The sequence below is a fragment of the Pseudomonas sp. BN505 genome (assembly GCF_029873175.1).
GTDB lineage: Bacteria > Pseudomonadota > Gammaproteobacteria > Pseudomonadales > Pseudomonadaceae > Aquipseudomonas > Aquipseudomonas putida.
On sequence record NZ_SSOI01000039.1, the window covers coordinates 28,788 to 49,246 of the forward strand.

Genomic DNA, 20,459 nt, shown 5'->3' on the forward strand with positions numbered 1-20,459 from the left:
CTCAGAACTTGGCGTCGCGTTTTTCGACGAAGGCGCGGCGGGTTTGCGCAGAATCCGGACTGGTGTAGGCCTGCAGGGTCAGCCCCTGCTCCCAGCGGTACTTGTCTTCCAGGTTGCCGTCCTCGATACCGTTCAGGGCTTCCTTGGCGATACGGATCATCACCGGGCTCTTGGCAGCGATTTTGGCGGCAATCTCCAGCGCGGTTTCGCGCAGCTGCTCTTTGGGCACCACGCGCTCGATGAAGCCATACTGCGCAGCCTCTGCGGCGCCGATCTTGTCGCCGGTAAAGAACAGATAACGAACCTTCTGCACCGGGAACAAACGCTGCAGGTGCGCGCCGCCACCCATGGCCCCACGGTCAACTTCAGGCAAGGCAAAGGTGGCGCACTCGGAGGCCACAACAATGTCGGCTGCACCGGTAATGCCGACGCCGCCACCGAGGACGAAACCGTGCACGGCGACGATGACCGGCACAGGGTTGCGATGTACCGCCTTGAACGCCGCATAATTACCGGCGTTGACCGCTACGATGCGTTCGGGGTGGGCGTCCAGTTCCTTGATGTCGACACCTGCGCAGAAGCCGCGGCCTTCGGCACGGATGACGATCACCCGGACGTCGGGGTTGGCGCCCAGGGCTTCGACCTGATGGGCCAGGTCCATCCACTCCTGGCTGCCCAGGGCATTGACCGGCGGTTTGGCCAGCACCAGCTCAGCAATGCCCGCCTCGATCTGTGTGGTAAATGCTTGACTCATGAGGGTGTTCTCCAAAGTTCGGCAGGCTGATGCTCGCTACGGCAAGCCAACAGGGCTTCCAGGCAGCCTTCGGCTTCCTGGGCAATTTCTTCGATCACTTGCTGGCAACTCTTGAGTTCGCCAATGGCGGCGGCTACCTGGCCGCTGGGCAGAATGCCTTCGTCCGGAACACCGTCGATCATCGAACGCTGCAGCAGCACCGGCTGGTTGGCGGCCATCACCGTTTGCGACAGCGCACCGGGGTCTTCCTTGAGTGCCTGGCGCAGCACACCGAACAGATGGCTCAGGCTCATTCCGGTTTGCTGCTTCCATTTCCAGGCGCTGCGCAACGCGATGCGCAGGCGCCCAAAAGACCCGGCCTGCTCCAGGCGGTTGATAAACGGGTTCTCGATCATGCGGTGGCGCATGCCATCTACCGCCGTGGTCACCCGCACCCGTTGCGGGTCGTTGACCTCGAGGTAATGCACCAAGGTGCTCGACGGCGTAGGCGAGTCCCGGGTCATCAAAAAGCGCGTGCCCATGGCAATACCCACGGCGCCGGCCGCCAGCGCGCCGGCGAGGCCTCTGCCGGTGGAGTAACCACCTGCGGCGATTACCGGGACCGACACCGCGGCGAGCACCTGGGGCAACAGGATCGAACTGGGCACACCACCGGTATGCCCGCCGCCCTCGCCGCCCTGGATGGTGATCATGTCCGCGCCCAGCTCCACCGCCTTCAGGGCGTGTTTGAGTGCGCCCACCGTCGGGATGCACAGCACCCCGGCAGCCTTGAAGCGGCCGATGGTCTGTTTGTCCGGGCCACGTCCGTAACTGACCGCCCGCAAGCGGTAGCGAATCGCCAGGTCAACGCATTGGGCCGCGTTTTCCTGGAACATATGAAAGTTCAGGCCGAAATTGCTGCCACCGGTGGCGGCAATTACCTTGTTGATCTCGCCTTCCAGGGCATCGGACGCAATCGTGGCACCGGCCAGAAAACCGAAACCACCGGCGCGGGTCGTGGCAATCACCAGGTTGGCGTCTGCAACCCAACCCATGGCGGTCTGCACGATCGGGTAGCGGCAGCCCAAGGCTTCGGTCAGTGGCGTACACAACCAGCGGCTCATGCCTGCTCTCCACTGGCGGCAGCCTTGTTGGCCTGGGCCATGGCCTTGGCATCGAAGCCGCCCAGCTTGTCGCCCGACAGCAGTTCATTGTGGGCATGGGCGAAGTGGTGCCAGGCAAAGGCAGCGTCCATCGCCGTGCGTTTACCCTGCAGATCCTCGACGTGGTTAATGGCCTGCTTGGTCAGCGCAAGGCCCATTCGCGGCTGCCGGGCAATACCGGCCGCCAGCGCATAGGTGCCCTGCTCCAGTTCCTCACGTGGCACTACCCTGTTGACCATGCCCATCTGGTAGGCACGCTCGGCACTCATGCGATCGCCGGTGAACAGAAACTCTTTGGCGATGCGCGGGTTCAGCTCATACGGGTGGGCAAAATACTCCACCCCCGGAATGCCCATACGTACCACGGGGTCCTGGAAAAACGCATCATCGCTGGCCACGATCAGGTCGCACACCCAGGCCAGCATGAGACCACCGGCCACGCACGCACCCTGGACCATGGCAATGGTCGGCTTGGGCAGCTCACGCCAGCGCCGGCACATGCCCAGATAAACCTCTTGCTCGCGGGCATACAGCTGCTCGCCGCCGGGCTTGTTGGTGTGATCCCACCAGAGGTGTGCACGCTCGAACGGTTTGTTGATATCGCGCCCGGGCGTGCCAATGTCATGGCCGGCCGAAAAATGCTTGCCCGCCCCGCGCAGTACAATGACCTTGACCGCGTCATCGTTGACAGCCTGGCGCAGCGCCGCATCCAGCGCATACGTCATCTGCGAGTTCTGCGCATTATTGAAGCCTGGCCGGTTCATGGTCAGCGTGGCGATACCCTCGGCCACGCTGTACAACACCGGTTCCTGCGTTTCGTAGACCGAGTGGTCTGCACGCTCGACGAATTCACTGTCAGGGCTGTTCATGCTCATGTCCCTCGCCTTACGCCACGCGAATGCCAGCCGGGTTGCCCTTGATTGCCGAACTGCGCAGATCATGGGGGTCGAGCCGACGGATCAGCGCCAATTGCTCAGGCGTCGGGTGTACGGTTTCTTTCAGCGACGCTGACTTGAGCAACGGGAAACCGGTGTTTTCCTGCACCTGCTCAAAGCTCACCCCCGGGTGCAAGCTGCGCACCTGCACCGCGCGCTCCGGGCCGTCGAAATCCATCACACACAAGTCGGTGACGATCAGGCGGATGTCCATCAGGTCGCGGCGTACCCCTTTTGGCCAGCGGTCGGCCTTGAAACCGACACCGGAAACCATGTCCACTTCGCCGCTGACGAACACGCGGGTGTTATGGCTGGGTACAAAGAACGAGTTGATGTGATTGATGCTGTTGCCGGGCAAGCCGCGCACACCGAGCATTGCAGCCTTGGGCTTGTGGTAATCGCCCACGCAGGAGAGGTTGCTCTGGCCCCAGCGGTCGATCTGGGTCGGGCCGATCATGGCGTGACGGCGGCCACCCCAGACGCACTCGAACACCCGCTCGAAGTTGAGCGAACCCGAATATTTCGGCACATGATCGCCACGCGGCCCTAGCGGGATCGGCTCTTCGACCAGGTACGCCTCGCTGTCGGTCATCAACAGTTGCGGACTGTGGCTGAGTTTGGCCAGGCTAGCGCCCAGGCGCGGGATCACGCCCAGGCCCGAGGCGATCAGCTCGCCGTTGTCACGCCAGGCTTCGCTGGCCGCGACAATCATCAGCTCCGCGAGGGTAAATTCACAGGTAGTCGACATTTTCATCCTCCTCAGAACACCGGCAGGGCCAGGGAGCCCATGCGTTCGGCACCGCCGTTCTGCTCTTGATAAGCCCGCTCACCGGCCGCCACGTACTGCGCCACATAGGCTTGCCAGCCGCCCTCTTCCCCGGCACTGGCGGCATAGCGTTTGAGGTGGCTCAGGTCCCAGCCATACTCGGGCTGGCAGGCGGTCGGGTGGGCGCCGAGCGGTGCATGGATCACGCCACTGACCAGGTACCGCTCAAAGGTGTTGCAGCGTGCCTGTTCGGTGGTCAGTTCCAGTCGTTCGTGCAATTGCTCGCAAGACACGAAGCACTGCTGGGTCGCGCGAGCGAACAGATGGTCGAAATACGGGTCTGGGCCGGTCACCAGGGTGTTGCCCAGGCGGTCGGCGACGTTGACGTGGACAAACGCCACGTCCAGGTTCAGGGCAGGCATGGCCAGCAGCACTTCGCCGTCGTCATACGGCGACTGGATGGTTTTAAGGTCAGGGTTCAGCCGTGTGACATCGGTGGCCAGGCCGCAGCGGGTCGGCAGAAACGGCAAACGCATGGCCGCTGCACGCAGGCCCCACTGGAACATGCCTTCATCCACCTCTAGCAACTCCAGCCCACCGGCTTCGCGGGCTTTGCGGTAATAGGGCTCCAGCGGAATGGCGTCGAGGGTGGCAAAGCCGAACACCAGCTTCTTGACCTTGCCCGCCGCACACAGCATGCCCACTTCGGGGCCACCGTAGGCGACCACAGTCAGGTCTTTGACGGGGGAACGCAGAATCTCGCGCACAACCGCCATCGGCTTGCGCCGTGGCCCCCAGCCGCCGAAGCCGATGGTCATGCCATCGCGCAGGTGCGCAACGGCATCGGCCGCCGTCATTTGCTTGTTCATTGCACATCTCCTTGCTGTTGGCCGACGGAAAAGTCATGCCCCCACAGACTTACCCGGGTAAATTCGAAGGCCGAGTGCTCAGCCCAGTCCACTTGCAGGCCGCCGTAGCCGTACTCCAGGTCGAAGCCGGATGGGGTCTTCATGTAAAACGAGGTCATTCGGTCATTGAGGTGCTGGCCGAGGGTCGCCGACAGCGGCACCTGATGGGCCAGGCGCCGGTCATGGGCGCGGCCCACTTCAGTCATCGAGCCCACTTCCACCATCACGTGCACGCAGCCTGAAGGCACCGCGTACTCCGCCAGCGCCAGCGAGTGATGGCGGCTGTTGCGGCAATGCAGGAAGTGAATGCGGATTGGCGGTGCTGCCGGGTCGGGGCGAAAGTTGAAGATGTCCGACAGTTCGAAGCCCAGCACGTCCTTGACGAAGGCCAGGGTCGCGTCAAATTCCGGGGCCGGCAGCACGGTGTGGCCCAGGCCCATGTCGCCGGTGACAAAACCCGGCACGCCTTGCGGCGAAACGAATGGCAGGCAGTCGGAACGGTGTCCCCAGCTCAATTCGTGGCGGTTGCCGGAGGGGTCCAGAACACTGACCAGTGCCTGTACGCCACGCTGCTCGATCTCGGCGGCAGAGCCTGCTTGCCAGCGCACACCGTTTTGTTCCAGTGCCTGCAATGCGGCGTTGAATGCCCGCTCGCTGGCCAGTTCCCAGCCAGAGGCCAGGTAGCCTGCCTCGGCGCCTTCGACGATGAGCATGCGAAAAGGCCGCTCGTCCATCTTCACATACAGTCCGCCACCGGGCGCGGGCACCACCATCATGCCCAGCACGTCTTCGGCATAACGTTGCCACTGACTGAGGTTTTCGATTTGAGCGACGAAGTAGCTCAGCCCCCGGATATCCATCATGCCCTGCTCCTCAATGACTGGACCTTTGTTGGTCTTCATTGTGCTGAGGGCAAGCCTGGTGCTCATCGTCCGTTGAGACTAAGCAGTTGATCTATCGGGAATACTGAAATGCAGGCGGTGGAAACAGGCTTGCCCCGCGACAGTGATGCGCCAGGCACATCGCATCGCAGGGCAATCTCGCGCCTTCGGAGGGGTTACATGTACAGGATTACCAGGTCGTTGATGACCGAGGGGCGATCACTGCCGACGACGTGGGTATTCACCTCCAGGGTCAACTGGGTGCCGCGCTTGACCCGCGCCACCTGCTTCACCCTGGCCCGCGCATGAACCCGCGAGCCGGCCGGCACCGGCGCCGGAAAGCGCAGGCGGTCCGAGCCGTAATTGACCATGGTGCTGAAACCGGTGATTTCATAACCCAGCGCCAGCTTGAGCCGCGACTGCAACACCTGTACCAGCGCGCCGTGGGCAATGGTGCCGCCAAACGGGCTGTCCTTGCGTGCACGCTGCGGATCGGTGTGAATCCAGTAGTCATCACCCGACAGCGCGGCGAAGGCATCGATCAGGGCTTGATCGATGACAATCTGGTTGCTCCAGGGGCTGAAGGTCTCACTGACCAGGCTCTGCAGCGCCACATCATCATCCATGGCGACCAAGCGCACAGATGCGGCTTCACCCTGCTCCGGCATTTGCGCCTGAGGCGTGCCGTTGTAGCCCTGTAGCGCACTGCTGTCCTGGTCCGGACCGGTAAAGCGCAGTAAACGCGTACCCTTGGCGTCGACTTCGGCAAACACCGGTTTGAGCCGCATGCCGATGCGGATCTGATCCTCTTCAAGCCCCACCAGGGTGGTGTTGATTCGCACGCCTTCGTCCAACTCGATGACAGCCAGCTTTTGTGGCATCTCATCGGCAAAATCCGGCAACGTGGCAATGCGTGCCACGGTGAAGCTGTACAGGGTGGCGCCACCACTGACTTCGCGCCAGCTCAGGTCATGGGCCAGGCACCGCGGGCAATGCCTGCGCGGGTAGAACACCCAGTGTTCGCAGGCGTTGCACTGCTGGATCAACAGGCGCTGTGCTTTCAGGCCTTCCCAGAACGGCGCGGAAATTTCAGTCGGCACCGGCATTGGCTTATTGTTCGACATGCGGGTCATGCTCCCTGAAGTATCAACGCGGCCTGCTCACTCATCACGCCACCAGTGCCGGACACGTAGACAGCGTCGCAGCGTCCAAGCTGGCGCTCGCCCGCCTCACCGCTGATCTGCGTGACAGCCTCGATCACCTGTGACATGCCCCCGGCAGCGCCGGCCTGGCCAAAACTGAGCTGGCCACCGTGGGTGTTCATGGGGAAATCGCCGCGCCAGGTCAGGTCATGCTCGCGAACAAACTGCATGCCCTCGCCTTTGGCGCAGAAGCCGGCGTCCTCCAGGGTCAGCAACGCGGTAATGGTGTAACAGTCATAGATCTGCACCGCATCGACATCGCCCGGTCTGAGCCTGGCCATCTCGAAGGCACGGCGCGAAGCAGGCCCAATCGGCGTGTGGAGCATGTCCTGGGCATACGAAGGCGACTTGAACGCCAGATGCTCACCGAAGCCGGTGATGAATGCCGGGCGCTTGCGTGCACGTGCGGCCACTTCTTTGGAGGCAATGATCAATGCCGCGCCACCGGCCACCGGCATGACAATCTCGAGTACGTGCAAAGGATCAGCCACGCGCTTGCTCGCCAGCACCTGCTCGATCGTCAACGGCTGGCCATGGAACATCGCCTGGGGGTTGGCCAAGGCATTGGTGCGTTGATCAACGGCGATCTTGGCCATGGCTATCGGGTCGTAACCGTACTGCGCGGCGTAGCGTTGGGCGATCATGGCGTAGCCGGTGTTCTGGCCCATGTGGCCATAAGGCAGATCGAACTCCGCCTCCGGCGCACCAAAGGCGGTGCTGTGACCGCCGTAACGCATGGCGCGGGCCATTGCCCCGGGATCTTCATCGGGGCCCATCGGCGCCAGGCGCGCCGGCATTACACACAGCACCGCCTGGCACAGGCCCAGCTCGATCGCCGCAGCCGCGCGCCAGACCATGCCCACCGCGGTACAACCACCAAGGTCGACCACTTCGGCGAAATTAACAGACAAACCCAGGTATTCGGCGGCCATGGCCGGCACGAACACCGAAGCTTCGTGGAAGTGCGGGCCATTGATCACCAGACCGTCCAGGTCTTCGGCACGCAAGCCGGCGTCGCGCAGCGCCTGCGCCGCCAGGTCGGCCACTTGCTCAAGATGGAACATTCGCGGCGCTGTGGCGTACTTCTCGGGTTTGTATTGCGCGGCGCCGACAATCGCCGCATGACCTTTAAGACCCATGTATCCCCCACTCGAAGGCTGTGTGCTTGAGGTTTCTGTCTTGCGACCATGCCACAGGTGCCGTGGCGAGTGATCGTCCATTTTGACTAGAACAGCGGCCAGCGCCAGGGTTGACTCAACCCTGACGCCGTCGCGCCAGTCAGAAGCTGTATTTGACCGAGAATGTCCCGTAGTCGCGGTCTGCCAGCAAGCGCTTGACCGGGTCAGCGTCGCCCAGGTAACCGGTAACCCGCAGGGCGACTTCCAGGTTGCCCAAGTACTTGAAGGTGGCGCCCAGGCTCAACCGGCGGTCACCCTGCAACCCGGAAATGGTCCCGGCCATCGGCGTGGCACCACTGAACACGTTGGAGAAGTTCACCGGCACTTCCAGGTCCCAGCCTTCGAACACGCCCGGGTAGCTGAAGGACGCACCCAGGGTGTAGGCACTGGCGGTCTTGCTGCGCCAGCCAGTCGAGGTCTTGTAGGTGTAGTCGTCGGACGGTTGCACCAGCGGGCGCATGGACGGAATCAGGCTGTTGCCCAGGCCCAGCAGGTTCGGCGCGGCCGAGGCCTCATCAACACTGTCGACACGCACATGCACGATTTCGGCGGTGAGCGAGGTCTGGCTCGCCCAAGGCCGGTCACCCAGAATACGGATCGCCGACAACTGCATTTGCTGGCCCTTGCCACGCGCAGGCGTGGGGCCGAGGCCGGTGTTGACCATGACCGGTGCACCGTCGCGATACGACCACTCGCCACCGATCTGGGTCTCGCCGATTTTGGTCGAGGCACTGATGCCGGTCAGCTTGATGTCTTCAAAGTAGGTAATGCGGTAGCCATCCGGCGTGCCGAAGAACACGCCTGGCCCGGCCGGGACGGCCCGGTAACCCACCAGGGCAGTGGCTGGGTTCTTGTCATGATAATTGACATGAAACAGTGACAGTTCCAGGGCGGGCACGGGTCGAAAGCGTACCTGTGCCCCCCACTGACCGCTGTCACGCGGCTCATCGGTGCCCTGGTAGTTGATACGCGACCCATTGGCGCCGATGAGAAACTCTCGCCCTGGCCCGACCACATCGCTGGTGGACAGGTAGCTGCCCACAGGCGGCAGTTCCGTGCCCATCCATTCGTATTGCACGTAAGCGCCCAAGGTCCACTGCGGGTTCAGGCGATACGACGCCGACACCTGCCCGACCGGCAACAGCACTTCCTTGACCTCGACCCCTGGCTGCGCGGCCTTGACCGCATCGGACGGGTTCTGTACACCGCTGACACCGGGGTAGAACAAGCTTTCGCCCCACGACTCGATATGGCGCCCGGCCTTGACGTCGAGCATCGAACCATTGTCAAAGCGCCAGCCGCTGAACACATAAGCATCGAGGAACTTGCTGCGCCCGCCGCTGTAATACTTGGTGTCGCTGGTGAACTCGTCATGGTCGCCAGCCTTGTTGACCGTGCCCGGTGAGTCGTTGTCGTTGGAACGATGGTAAACATCATCGTAGAAGGTACTGGCCCGCAGCACCCCGCCGTAGTTGTCCTTGCGCACGATCATCTCGGCCAGGGCGCCGATCCGGTTGGTCACCAGGCTGCCCTTGTCGAAGTTGCGATCGCCATCATCGGCGTTGGGTGTCAACAGCTTGCTTGACGGGTTCGACAGGCGAACCCCCAGGCCGTAGCTGGTGGTCACCGTCCAGTCGATTGTCGTGCCGTTGTCGAACTCGATCGTTTCACCAGACCAAGCGGGTGTGCAAACCAACGCGGTTGCCACCACCAGACCCGATAATTCGAAACCCGATACAGCTGGGCCAGCACCATATTTGTTGTTTTTATTAGTCACACTGCCTCTCCGATTAACGACCTGACGGTCGCGCAAAAGTGCAAGAACACCACTCGTTACCTTCAGCCCGCTCACAGCTGCCCTAGCACCGACTGAACGTTGACACCCTCGGGCGTGCGCCCGTAGCGGAACACGCCGGCTGTTTCTTCACGCACCAGTTGCCCCTGCGCAATCAGGTAATTGACATGCGCCAGGGTCTCGCCAATCGCCATCAATTCATCGAAGCGCCCCTTCACCTTCGGAAACAGCTCGGCCATCAGCTCCACGGCACTGCGCGGCGCAGTGCAGGCGGCCAACAGTTGCTGCAAGTGCCCTTGGTGGTGTGCGCGCAGTTGATCAAGGCGCAGATGCAGGTTGTAGAACGGCCGTTCATGCGCCGGCAGCACCAGCACGCTGTCGGGCACCTCCCGCAAGCGCTCGACCGAGTCCAGCCAGTCGCGCAGCGGGTCGGCATCGGGCTCGGTGACCTGCACGCAGACGCTGGAGGTGATGCGCGGCAGCACCTGGTCACCGGAAATCAACAGGCCGTCCTCGGCGCAGTACAGGCAGGCATGTTCCGGCGAATGGCCGCGGCCGATCAGGACCTGCCAACGGCGCCCGCCAATCATCAGTCGGGTGCCTTCACGCAGGCGCCGGAAGCTGGTCGGCACCTCTGGCCGGAAGTGCGCTGAGCCCAGCAGCGGGAACAACGCTGCGGTCTGTTCCTGGTTGAAACCTGCGCGCTGGTAATGCTGGTAGAACGCCCAGCTAGTGCCGGTGTCGCCTGGCGCGCCCAACTGGTGCATCGCCTGATATTCACTGGTGCTCATGAACACCGGGCAGCGGAAGCGCTCGGTCAACCAGCCGAGCACCCCGACATGGTCCGAGTGAAAGTGCGTGCAGATCACCGCCAGCAGCGGTAAACCACCCAACACCGTGGCAAACAGCGCTTCCCAGATGTCGCGGGTCTGCGTGTTGTTGAGCCCGGTATCGACCGCCACCCAGCCCTCGCCGTGGCGCAACAGGTACAGGTTGATGTGGTCAAGCCCGAACGGCAGCGGCATGCGCAGCCACAACAGCCCTTCAGCGACCTGTTGAACCTCGCCATTGGCCGGTGGCTGCGGCCAGGGGAAGCGCAGGCCTGCGCGCCATTCGTGCCCCTGGGCATCCAGGCTACTCACTGACGTCACCCGCAAAAGCGGCCAGGCCAATGCGCTCCAGCACGTGGGTGCTGTACGGCACATAGCTGCGGCTGCTTTCGTCACGGATGAACAGCGGGTCGCTGAACGCCGTCGGCGCGTAGCCCTGGCGCTGCAGGTCAACCTTGCGCAATTTGAAGGTGCTGGTCAGGTCGGCCGCCGCCGACACCCGCACGAACACAGGCGCCGCATAGCGTGGCAAACGCGCTTCGGTCAGCGCGTAGAACGCTTCAGGGTCAAAAGGCTGCCCTGGCTGCATCAGCACCGCCGCCATGCCGGCGCGCCCCTCTTGCCCGGGCACCTGCACACCGTAGATGTTGATCAGCTCGAGCCCGGCAAAATCGCCCAGCGCGGCCGCCACCTCCAGAGTAGAAACGTTCTCGCTTTTCCAACGGAAGGTGTCGCCGATGCGGTCGATGAAGTACAGGTAGCCGTCTTCGTCATAACGCAGCAGGTCGCCCGAACTCCAATAGGCATCCCCATTGCGCAAGACATTGCGGCGGATCTTGCTGTCGGTTGCCTCGGCCGAGGTGTAACCCTCGAAGCGGCCGCCGCCGATCTGCGGATGGTCGATGATCAAGCCCAAGGCTTCACCCACTTCACCCACTTCGCAAAGCTGGTAAAAGCCGTGCTCGTCGCGTGGGTGGCTGTCGGTTTCAACGTCATAGCGCACCAGGCGCAGGTTGCTCTTGTCCCAGAACGGTATGCGCCCGCAGGCGCCCACATAGTTGTCGACGTTGACCACATTGGTATTGGACTCGGTAGAACCCCAGCCCTCGAACACCTGGATCGGCCCGAAACGCTGCACCCAGTTCTGCCAGGTTTCACGCGTCAGCCCGGCGCCGAGCATGCAGCGCAGGCCGTGCTCGCGTTCGCCGGCCGCCTCGGGCTGGTTGAGCAGGTAGCGGCAGATCTCGCCGATGTACTGGAACACGCTGATGCGGTGCTCGCGCACGTCCTTCCAGAATTCGCGGACGCTGAACTTGCGCCGCACCACGATCGCCGCACCGGTTTTCAGCGCGGTTGACGTCACTGAAGTGGCCGCAGCGCCGTGGTACAGCGGCAGGCAGCAATAAAACACGTCGCTCGGCGTGGTCTGCAGGGTGACTTCCATGATGTCGCCCGTCGACATCCAGCGCATGTGGCTGTAACGCGCCGCTTTTGGCAAACCCGTGGTGCCCGAAGTAAAAATCAGCAGGCTCGGCGACTCGGCGCGCAGGTCGGCACGCAGGTCGCGCGGGAATGGCATGCACGGGGCATTGGCCAATGCTTCGGCCAAACCGGTGTCAACCTGTGCAGGCATCGCCCCGCCCCACGGTTGCTCGGCATCTGCGACCAGCCACAGCGGCAGCGGCGGCAGGCCTTCGGTGGCCAGCACGTTGCCCAGCACTTCCTCGCCGACCAGCATTGCCTTGGCCTCGATGGCCTCCAGCGCGTGCACCAGCGGCCGGCCACTGACCTGGGTATTGACGAAGCCCACCACCACACCGAGCTTGACCAGGCCAAACCAGCAGCAGAAAAACGCCGGGCGGTTCTCCATGGCCAGTGCGCAGACATCGCCGGGGCGCAGGCCTCGGGCATGGAAAACGTGAGCCAGCTGGTCGGCCCGCGCGTTAACCTGGGCGTAGCTCAAGCGCTGATCGCCATAAATGACGAAAGGCCGCTCGCCGTGGCGTTGCGCCTGTTCTTCGAGGCGATCAGCCAGGGTATAGCGATCCGCAGGTTTGATCCGCGCGGCGGCTTCGGCCCGGCGATCAAGGATGGCCTGGGTTTGTTCGCGTGGCACAACCCCGCGATCAACACTGGACAGCAGGCTTGCGTTGTTATTGAAATTGTTCATCCCTACCTCCGATAAAACCGGCTGTTCATGCAGTCGCCTGGGCGTGGGTCGGATAGTCCGAATAGCCAGGTGAGCCTTTCGTATAAAGTGTCTTGCGGTCGAAGCCGGCCAGCGGCAACCCGGCGCGCAGGCGCTCGACCAGGTCGGGGTTGCCGATAAAGTGGCGGGCGAAGGACACTGCGGCGCCCTGCCCGGCTTCTATTGCCGCAGCGGCCGAAGGCCCGTCGAAACCGTCATTGAGTATCAGCCCGCTGCTGCTATGGCTGCGGGCCATGGCAAAGGCATCCAGTGCGGCCAGCGGCGAGCGCATGATGTGCAGGTACGCCAGGCCAAGCGGCTCGACCTGCTCGCACAAGGCTTGTGCTGTGGCGGCCGGGTCTGCGTCACTGATGTCGTTGTAAGGGTTACCCGGGCACAGGCGGAACCCCACACGCCCCGAGCCGATTGCCGCTGCCATCGCGGCCAGCACCTGGGCTGGAAAACGCACGCGGTTGGCGACCGCGCCACCATACGCATCACTGCGCTGGTTGCTGCCCGACGCCATGAACTGCATCGGCAGGTAACCACTGGTGCAATGCAGCTCGACCCCTTCGAACCCGGCTTCGCGGGCGTTCAGGGCCGCGCGCCGGTATTGCTCGATCACGCGCTCAATGTCCTCCAGGCTCAACGCCAGAGGCTCATCGGTATCGACCAGGCCAACCCCGTCGCAGAACACCTGGGTGCGGGCACGTATCGCCGATGGGGCGACGGTCCGTGCCCCGGCCGGTTTGTTTTGCCAACTGGCGGCGCGGCCCACGTGCATCAACTGCAACACCATGCGCCCGCCGGCATTCCTCACCGCACGGGTGATCTGGCGCCAACCCTCGATCTGCGCGCTGTCGTAGATCGCCGGCGTGCGGCAATAGCCCAGCCCGTCGGCGGACGGTGCAGTGCCTTCGGCAATGATCAGCCCGGCACTGGCGCGCTGGCGGTAGTAGTCGACCATTTCAGCCGTCGGCACCGCCTGTGCGCTGGCGCGGCTGCGGGTCATCGGCGCCATGACAATGCGGTTACTCAGCTCCAGCTCGCCCAGGCGCACGGGCTCAAACAAAATGCTCATCGCGATTCCTCAGCGCACACGAATCTTCGGTGCCGCAGCACCGCGTCGCAGGGTGGCTAGAAAGTGTTCCAGGGGCGCGGCCGGGGCGACATCGGGCAGTTGGTCCTTGTCCGGGCGCTGCGCCCAGAACTCGGCCCACGACGGGAACAGGTCGTGGAAGCTGCCGGCATAGGGTTCACGCCCTGGCCAGCGCATCTTTCGCTCGCCGATCGGCGGCTTGTTGAGGTCGCTGGCGTACCAGTAGCACGGCAGGCGGCGACGGAAGTACCAGCGGCCATCGATGCGCTGGTAGTCATCCCAATAAAGCATTTGCATGGTCACCCACTCGGGGCCGGTCTCATGCTCGTTCTTGGAATACACCACGCCAACGGCATTGTCGGCGTCAAGTAGTTCGATGATGTGCTGGCCCAGGTGATGCGAGGTGCCGCTGAACTGATCGCGCAAAGTGGCATCGACCCACGCTTTCAGATGCGCACGGCCGGTCTTGTCGCGGCCGACGCGGATGTCTTCGGCAAACAGATTGACGTGGGCATCGAGGTCGCGCATGTCCAGCGACAGCGAGTACTTGGCCGCCAATTGACGAATTTCCTCAATCGACTCAAGCCGGTCGATGCGTGCCAACAACGTGTTCGGTTCCATGCTCATCACTCCAGCACCGTGTAGAGTTCCGAGCTGCGCCCGCCATCCACCGGCACACACGCCCCGGTGATATAGGACGCTTCGTCGCTGGCCAGGAACAGAATCGCGTTGGCTACCTCCTGCGCCTGGCCGATACGGCGCAGCGGGATCAGTTTCTCGGTGTTGCCACGGGCCTTGGCGTCGGCCAGCATGCCTGCGGTTGCCGGGGTTTCGATGACGCCCGGGACCACCACGTTGCAGCGGATCCTGTTGGCCGCCCCTTCGCTGGCTGCAGCGCGGCTGAAGTTGATCACTGCGGCCTTGGCTGCCGAGTAGCCGGCCATCCAGGGCGTACCGAACAACCCGCAGATCGAGGCGATGTTGACGATGGCGCCGCCGCCTTGGGCTTTCATCAGCGCCATGGCCGTGCGCGTGCCCCAGAACGTGCCGTCCACGGTGGTGCGGAAGTTGGCGTGCCAGTCACCCGTGCTGGTGCTGTCGATGGCACCCCAGGTGTAGGCCATGGCGTTGTTGACCAGGATGTCCAGGCGGCCATGCTGCTGCGCTGCGGCCTCGATTGCGCTAACGAAGGCGTGCTCGTCGCTGACATCGGCGACCTGCCAATGGGCCTTGCCACCCGCTTCGCGAATGGCGCTGGCCACAGCGTCCAATGGCGCCTGATTACGCCCGCAGAGCACCACGGTGGCGCCCTCCTGGGCAAAACGTCGGGCGGTGGCGGCACCAATCCCGGAGCTGGCACCGGTAATGAATGCGATCTTGCCTTGAAGTCGTGTGCTCATTGCCTGCTCCCGGTTCAATTGAAGGCCATGCCGCCGTTGACGGCGAGGTTCTGACCGGTGATGAAGCTGGCGTCGGAACTGGCCAGAAACACGGCGGCGCGGGCGATCTCATCGACCTCGCCCATACGGCCCAGGGGGATTGCCTTGAGCATGCCCTGCAGCCACTCATCGGGGATGTCGGCCATCATCGGAGTGTTGGTCGGGCCGGGCACCAAGGTGTTGACGCGGATGCCGCTGGCGGCCAGCTCCCGCGCCATGCTGCGGGTCAGCCCCATGACGCCGGCTTTGGCTGCGCAGTAATGGCTTGGGCCTTCGCCAGTCATCGCAGCGGTGCTGGAGATATTGATCACCACACCCTGAATGGCGTGCTTTTGCATCAGCCGCACCGCTTCACGGCTGCACAGGAAGGTGCCCGTGAGGTTGACCCCAATGACCCGCTGCCAATGCGCGTCCGGGGTGTCGACAAAGGTGTCGACTGAACCGACACCGGCGTTATTCACCAGGATGTCGAGGGCACCGAACCGGGCTTCCAGCCTGTGCATCGCCGCCGCCACCGAGTCGCTGTCGGCGACGTTGCACGCCAGCGCCAAGGCGTGCTCACCGAGCCCTTCGATCGTCTGCTCGGCAGCCTGCAGGTTGATGTCGGCCGCCACCACCCGTGCGCCGGCCTCTGCAAAGCGCTGGGCAATCGCCCGCCCCATGCCTTGCCCGGCACCCGTGATCAGGGCCACTTTGTTCGCTAACTTCATCGTTGATCTCCCGCAAGCCTTGGCTTCCCCGATCAGCTGCACATGCGCTGGATGATCGAGCACGGGACAAATCATTAACCCTGTACAAAACCGCAACATCGTCCGATAAGACTACGCAGCCGCGCTTGCCCTGTGTGCCGTCAGCAAGTGGTCTGAATGGACGATGTGCCCGAGCGTGATCGGCGCCACGCTCCTGCTCACTAGAACAAAACCGGGAGCACCCGTCGTGAACTCTTCCAACCGCGTCACCTGGCGTAGCCACTACGCACTGTTCGTGCTGGCCGTGATTTACATCTTCAACTACATCGACCGGCAGTTGATGGCGATCCTGATCGAGCCGGTCAAGGCGGAGTTCGGCATTTCCGACACGGGCATCGGCCTGCTCTCGGGGGTGACATTTGCGGTGTTCTATACCCTGTTCGGCTTCCCTTTGGGCCGGCTTTCCGACCGTATCGGGCCGAAACCGGTGATTGCCGCCTGCTGCATTGCCTGGAGTGTGATGACCATGGCCTGCGGCCTGGCCACCAGCTTCTGGCTGCTGGTGTTGGCGCGGATCGGCGTAGCCGTTGGTGAAGCGGGCGGCACGGCGCCTTCGGTGGCGATGATTTCGCAGCTTTACCCAGCAAAAAATCGCTCCACTGCGTTGTCCATCCTGATGCTCGGCTCAAGCTTCGGCGCCATATTCGGCCTCGGTTTCGGTGGCTGGATCGCCCAGCATTACGGCTGGCGCTCGGCGTTCCTGATCATTGGCGTACCGGGCATCCTGCTGGGGCTGCTGCTGTGGCTTACGGTCCGTGCGCCGAAAATTGCCAGCGAAGTGCAGACAAAGGTCCAGATCGCCCAGGAAGGCTGGGCAAAGACCGTGGCCAAGCTGATGGAGACCCCATCGTTCCTTTGGCTGGTGCTGACCGGCGCATCCAGCGCCATCGCCGGCTATGCGATTGGCACCTGGAGCCCGAGTTTCCTGATCCGCTCCCACGGTTTGAACCTTCAGGACGCAGGCTTTCTGGTCGGCGTCGTGGGCGGCAGCGGTGCCACCTTCGGCACCTTGGCCTGCGGCATCATTTCCGACCGCATGGCCCGCCGTGATGCCGGCTGGCAGATCGGCGTACCGCTGCTTGCCACCCTGGTCAGTATCCCGTTCGCGTTGGCGTACTTCCTCTGGCCAACCGGCATTCTGTTCCACCTGGGTAGCACCCCGGTACCGACCGCGTTTCTCTTCTATGCAGGTTTTGCCTTCTTTGGTACCTGGTGGGCGACCCCTTGCCTGGGTGCCGTCACGCATTTGTTCCCGGCTGCGCGCCTGGCCCAGGCAACTTCAATCTTCGTCATGGCCATGACCCTGCTGGGTGTCGGCGTTGGCCCGCTGCTGATCGGGGTACTCAGCGATCTGTTCACCCCGGCCCTCGGCACCGAGGCACTGCGCTATGCGCTGGCCGCCTCCATTTCGATGCTGATGCTCTCGACCGTATTCCTGGGCATGGCCCTGCCCCGCTACCGCGCCCAACTGCAGCGATCGGCTGCACCGACTGCCACCCCTGAAAATGCCGTAACTGCCTGATCAATGGAGATTCGAAGATGTCAGAACAAGACTTACCGTTGCCTATCGGCCACTTCGTCACCCTCGACAACGGCCTGCGCCTGCATTACCTCGACGAAGGCAGCGGCCCCGTCGTGGTGTGGTTGCATGGCAGTGGCCCGGGCGCCAGTGGCTACAGCAATTTCAAGGGCAACTACCCAGACTTCGTCGCGGCCGGCTTTCGTAACCTGGTGATCGACCTGCCCGGCTTTGGCCGTTCGGACAAGCCCGACAACGTCCAGTACAACCTGGATTTCTTCGTCAACGCCGTGTCCGGCTTGCTCAAGGCCCTTGAAGTGCAACGTTGCACGCTACTCGGCAACTCCCTGGGTGGCGCCATCGCCATTGGCCTGGGGCTGGCCGAGCCGCAATTGCTCGACAAGCTGATCCTGATGGCCCCGGGCGGTGTCGAAGAGCGCGAAACCTACTTCAAGAAGATCGGTATTCAGCGCATGGTCGAGCTGTTCAATGCCGGCCCGCTCGACATCGACAAAATGCGCCAGATCATGAGCCTGCAGCTGTTCGATGCCTCGCAACTGCCCGACAGCCTGCTGGCCGAACGCGTTGCCGTGGCCAAATACCAGCCGCACTGCCTGTTCTCGACCATGATGGTGCCGAACATGACCGAGCGCCTCGAGGAGCTGTGCGTACCGATTCTGGGGTTCTGGGGCACCAACGACAACTTCAACCCGGTCGGTGGCGCGATGAAAGTGCTCGACAACGCCCCTGACGCCCGCTTTATTCTGCTCAATCGCTGTGGACATTGGGTTCAGGTGGAGCACCGTGAGTTGTTCAACCGTTCCTGCCTCGAGTTCCTGCGCCAAGCCTAGTCGTCGTACGCAACGTACCTTGCGACAGCAGCAACCTGGCCGCTGTCGTATCGACTGGCTTCTACCAAGGGCTGACATAACAATGACAAAACTCTCCCACTTGCTTGCGCCTGGCCGCATCGGCCCCCTTCAACTGCGTAATCGCATCATCATGGCGCCCATGGGCTCCAACTTCGCCGAAGCCGACGGGCACTGCGGCGAACGTATCCAGGCCTACTACGAAGCACGTGCCGAAGGCGGTGCCGGGCTGTTGATCATGGGCGCGTGCGCCGTCGCCTTCCCCGCCGGTACCGCCGAGCCTTACCAGGTCGGTGTCTCTTCTGATGAATTTATCCCGGGCCTTGCCCAACTGGCTGAACGCGTGCACAGGCACGGCGCAAAGATCGCCATGCAGCTGCAGCACGCCGGCAAGAACGCCATACGGGACATGGCTGCGGGCCGGCCGCTGTGGGTGCCGTCGTTGCCCCCGGCCAGTACCTCCGACATGATGCAGGCCTTGACCCCGGAAGAACTCGCCTCCTTTGTCAGCGCCGTACGCGGTCGCAAAGGCGGCATCGAGATGCGGGTGATGGACCACGACGACATCGCACAGATGGTCGAATGGTTCGCAGCCGCTGCCGAGCGTGCACAGCGCGCCGGGTTCGACGGTGTGGAAATCCATGCCGCGCACAACTACATCATCGCCGGCTTTTTATCGCCGTATTACAACCGCCGTGAAGACGCATACGGTGGCACAGTGGAAAACCGTGCGCGCTTGCTGCTTGAGGTCCTGGCCGCCATACGCGCGCGGGTTGGCACCGGCTTTGGCGTCTGGTTGCGGCTGGATGCAGAAGAACTGCTCACCCCCGGTGGCATCACCCTCGACGATGCCAAGGCGGTTGCCCGCCTGGCTGAGGGCGCCGGCGCCGATGCAGTCAGTGTCTCGGCCTACGCCATGACCAGTAGCGGCGTGGCCTTTACCGAAGCGCCGCTGGTGCAAAAGCCCGGGGCTTTTCTCGAATGGACAGCGGCCATCAAGCAATGCGTGAGCATTCCGGTTATTGCCGTCGGGCGTATCGAACCAGAAACCGGCGACGCCGCGATTGCCGCCGGCCAGTGTGATTTCATCGCCATGGGCCGCAAGTTGCTGGCCGACCCACAATTGCCCAACAAACTGCAGGCCGGTGAGCTGCAGGCCATTCGACCTTGCATTTACTGCTATGTGTGCGTGAGCCAGATCTTTATCAACGAGCGGGTCAAATGCGCGGTCAACCCGCAAACCGGGCATGAAAGCGAGCGCATCATCACGCCGGTTGCAGCCCCGCAACATGTTGCGGTGATTGGCGGTGGCCCGGCAGGCCTGGAAGCCGCGCGCGTGGCGGCATTGCGTGGCCATCGCGTGACGCTGCTGGAGCGCAGTGACCGCCTGGGCGGCACCCTGTTCTTTGCTGCCCTCGCCTACCCCGAAAACGGACGCCTGCTCGACAACCTGCTGTACCAGGTGCGGCAACTGCCCATCGATGTACGCATGGGCAGTACGGTGGATGCAGCCTTGCTGCGTGACCTGGGCGTCGATCAAGTGATTGTGGCCACCGGCGCACAGCGCGCCGCACCGGGCATCCCAGGCGCCGAGCAGGATCATGTCTGGAGTGGTGACGAACTGCGCCGGCTGATGACCGGCGACCGTGCCGAAGAGATCGCCCGGCGCAAGCTGTCGCTGACGCAACGCACCCTGATGAAGGCCGGCAACCTGATCGGCGTCACCGACAGCACTGAAGCCATGCAAAAGCTGTCACGCGTGTGGATGCCCTTGGGCAAACGCGTGATCATTGTCGGCGGTGGGCTGGTGGGGCTGGAGCTGGCAGAGTTCCTGATTGCACGTGGGCGCCAGGTGTGTGTGCTGGAAAGCAGCGGCCACCTGGGCCGGGAACTGGCGATTGTGCGGCGTTGGCGGGTGCTGCATGGTATCCGGGTGCACGGTGGGCAGCTGCTGACCGGAGTGAGCGTTACCGCCATCGACGGTAACCGCGTGCGCTATCAGACAGCCGAAGGTGAAGCTGCCGAGGTGCGCGGGGACTCGGTAGTGCTGGCCAGTGGTGCGACGCCTGATACGCGCCTGAGCGATGCACTGAGCAGTGCCGGGTTGAAGGTCGTCAGCATTGGTGACTGTCAGAGCCTGGGTTATATCGAAGGCGCCATCGCCGCCGGCAATCGCGCTGGGCGAGAAGCCTGAAGCCAAAAAAA

Annotated in this window: 18 protein-coding genes; 3 read left to right on the forward strand and 15 right to left on the reverse strand. The window is 63.2% G+C overall.

Annotated elements, in window-relative coordinates; translation table 11 throughout:
* Position 1: 1 nt before the first annotated feature.
* From E8E78_RS11755 to E8E78_RS11825, 15 genes are all read right to left on the reverse strand, one after another.
* Positions 2 to 754 carry an enoyl-CoA hydratase family protein gene (locus E8E78_RS11755; RefSeq protein ID WP_016499760.1) on the reverse strand — a complete coding sequence of 251 codons (753 nt, stop codon included), beginning with the start codon at positions 752 to 754 and terminating at the stop codon, positions 2 to 4.
* On the reverse strand, positions 751 to 1,857 hold the full coding sequence (locus tag E8E78_RS11760) for a nitronate monooxygenase (protein ID WP_061203232.1): 1,107 nt from the start codon (positions 1,855 to 1,857) through the stop codon (positions 751 to 753). Before E8E78_RS11760 ends, E8E78_RS11755 begins: the two co-directional genes overlap by 4 nt.
* A complete protein-coding gene (locus E8E78_RS11765) occupies positions 1,854 to 2,765 on the reverse strand; it encodes an enoyl-CoA hydratase (RefSeq protein ID WP_041168030.1) in 912 nt (303 codons plus the stop codon). Before E8E78_RS11765 ends, E8E78_RS11760 begins: the two co-directional genes overlap by 4 nt.
* A 16-nt stretch (positions 2,766 to 2,781) precedes the next feature.
* Positions 2,782 to 3,579: a hypothetical protein gene (locus tag E8E78_RS11770; protein WP_059394823.1), complete on the reverse strand. Its 798-nt coding sequence runs from the start codon at positions 3,577 to 3,579 to the stop codon at positions 2,782 to 2,784.
* A gap of 11 nt (positions 3,580 to 3,590) precedes the next feature.
* A complete protein-coding gene (locus E8E78_RS11775; protein ID WP_280313684.1) occupies positions 3,591 to 4,466 on the reverse strand; it encodes a CoA-transferase in 876 nt (291 codons plus the stop codon).
* Positions 4,463 to 5,368 (reverse strand): VOC family protein, encoded by a 906-nt coding sequence (locus E8E78_RS11780; protein WP_016499765.1) that lies wholly within the window; start codon positions 5,366 to 5,368, stop codon positions 4,463 to 4,465. Before E8E78_RS11780 ends, E8E78_RS11775 begins: the two co-directional genes overlap by 4 nt.
* Positions 5,369 to 5,562: 194 nt before the next feature.
* On the reverse strand, positions 5,563 to 6,510 hold the full coding sequence (locus tag E8E78_RS11785; protein WP_059394927.1) for an OB-fold domain-containing protein: 948 nt from the start codon (positions 6,508 to 6,510) through the stop codon (positions 5,563 to 5,565).
* A 5-nt stretch (positions 6,511 to 6,515) separates the two neighbouring features.
* Complete coding sequence (locus E8E78_RS11790) at positions 6,516 to 7,727, reverse strand: thiolase family protein (RefSeq protein WP_061203230.1); 1,212 nt, start codon at positions 7,725 to 7,727, stop codon at positions 6,516 to 6,518.
* A gap of 139 nt (positions 7,728 to 7,866) precedes the next feature.
* On the reverse strand, positions 7,867 to 9,543 hold the full coding sequence (locus E8E78_RS11795) for a DUF1302 family protein (protein WP_041167733.1): 1,677 nt from the start codon (positions 9,541 to 9,543) through the stop codon (positions 7,867 to 7,869).
* A 71-nt stretch (positions 9,544 to 9,614) separates the two neighbouring features.
* Positions 9,615 to 10,703, reverse strand: a complete 1,089-nt coding sequence (locus E8E78_RS11800) for an MBL fold metallo-hydrolase (RefSeq protein ID WP_061203229.1) — start codon at positions 10,701 to 10,703, stop codon at positions 9,615 to 9,617.
* Positions 10,696 to 12,561, reverse strand: coding sequence for a long-chain-acyl-CoA synthetase (locus E8E78_RS11805; protein ID WP_084966911.1), 1,866 nt, complete (start codon positions 12,559 to 12,561; stop codon positions 10,696 to 10,698). Before E8E78_RS11805 ends, E8E78_RS11800 begins: the two co-directional genes overlap by 8 nt.
* 25 nt (positions 12,562 to 12,586) lie before the next feature.
* Positions 12,587 to 13,660: an alkene reductase gene (locus E8E78_RS11810; RefSeq protein ID WP_059394818.1), complete on the reverse strand. Its 1,074-nt coding sequence runs from the start codon at positions 13,658 to 13,660 to the stop codon at positions 12,587 to 12,589.
* Positions 13,661 to 13,669: 9 nt separating this feature from the next.
* On the reverse strand, positions 13,670 to 14,299 hold the full coding sequence (locus E8E78_RS11815; RefSeq protein ID WP_016499772.1) for a nuclear transport factor 2 family protein: 630 nt from the start codon (positions 14,297 to 14,299) through the stop codon (positions 13,670 to 13,672).
* A 5-nt stretch (positions 14,300 to 14,304) separates the two neighbouring features.
* Complete coding sequence (locus E8E78_RS11820) at positions 14,305 to 15,078, reverse strand: SDR family NAD(P)-dependent oxidoreductase (protein ID WP_016499773.1); 774 nt, start codon at positions 15,076 to 15,078, stop codon at positions 14,305 to 14,307.
* Positions 15,079 to 15,092: 14 nt separating this feature from the next.
* Positions 15,093 to 15,827: a 3-oxoacyl-ACP reductase family protein gene (locus E8E78_RS11825; protein WP_049275705.1), complete on the reverse strand. Its 735-nt coding sequence runs from the start codon at positions 15,825 to 15,827 to the stop codon at positions 15,093 to 15,095.
* Positions 15,828 to 16,053: 226 nt separating this feature from the next.
* Between E8E78_RS11825 and E8E78_RS11830 the strand changes: the two genes are divergently transcribed.
* The 3 genes from E8E78_RS11830 (at position 16,054) to E8E78_RS11840 (ending at position 20,448) form a co-directional block, all read left to right on the forward strand.
* Positions 16,054 to 17,388, forward strand: a complete 1,335-nt coding sequence (locus E8E78_RS11830) for an MFS transporter (protein ID WP_049275707.1) — start codon at positions 16,054 to 16,056, stop codon at positions 17,386 to 17,388.
* Between the two features lie 17 nt (positions 17,389 to 17,405).
* Positions 17,406 to 18,236: an alpha/beta hydrolase gene (locus E8E78_RS11835; RefSeq protein ID WP_049275708.1), complete on the forward strand. Its 831-nt coding sequence runs from the start codon at positions 17,406 to 17,408 to the stop codon at positions 18,234 to 18,236.
* Between the two features lie 82 nt (positions 18,237 to 18,318).
* On the forward strand, positions 18,319 to 20,448 hold the full coding sequence (locus tag E8E78_RS11840; protein WP_280313677.1) for an FAD-dependent oxidoreductase: 2,130 nt from the start codon (positions 18,319 to 18,321) through the stop codon (positions 20,446 to 20,448).
* Positions 20,449 to 20,459 lie beyond the last annotated feature (11 nt).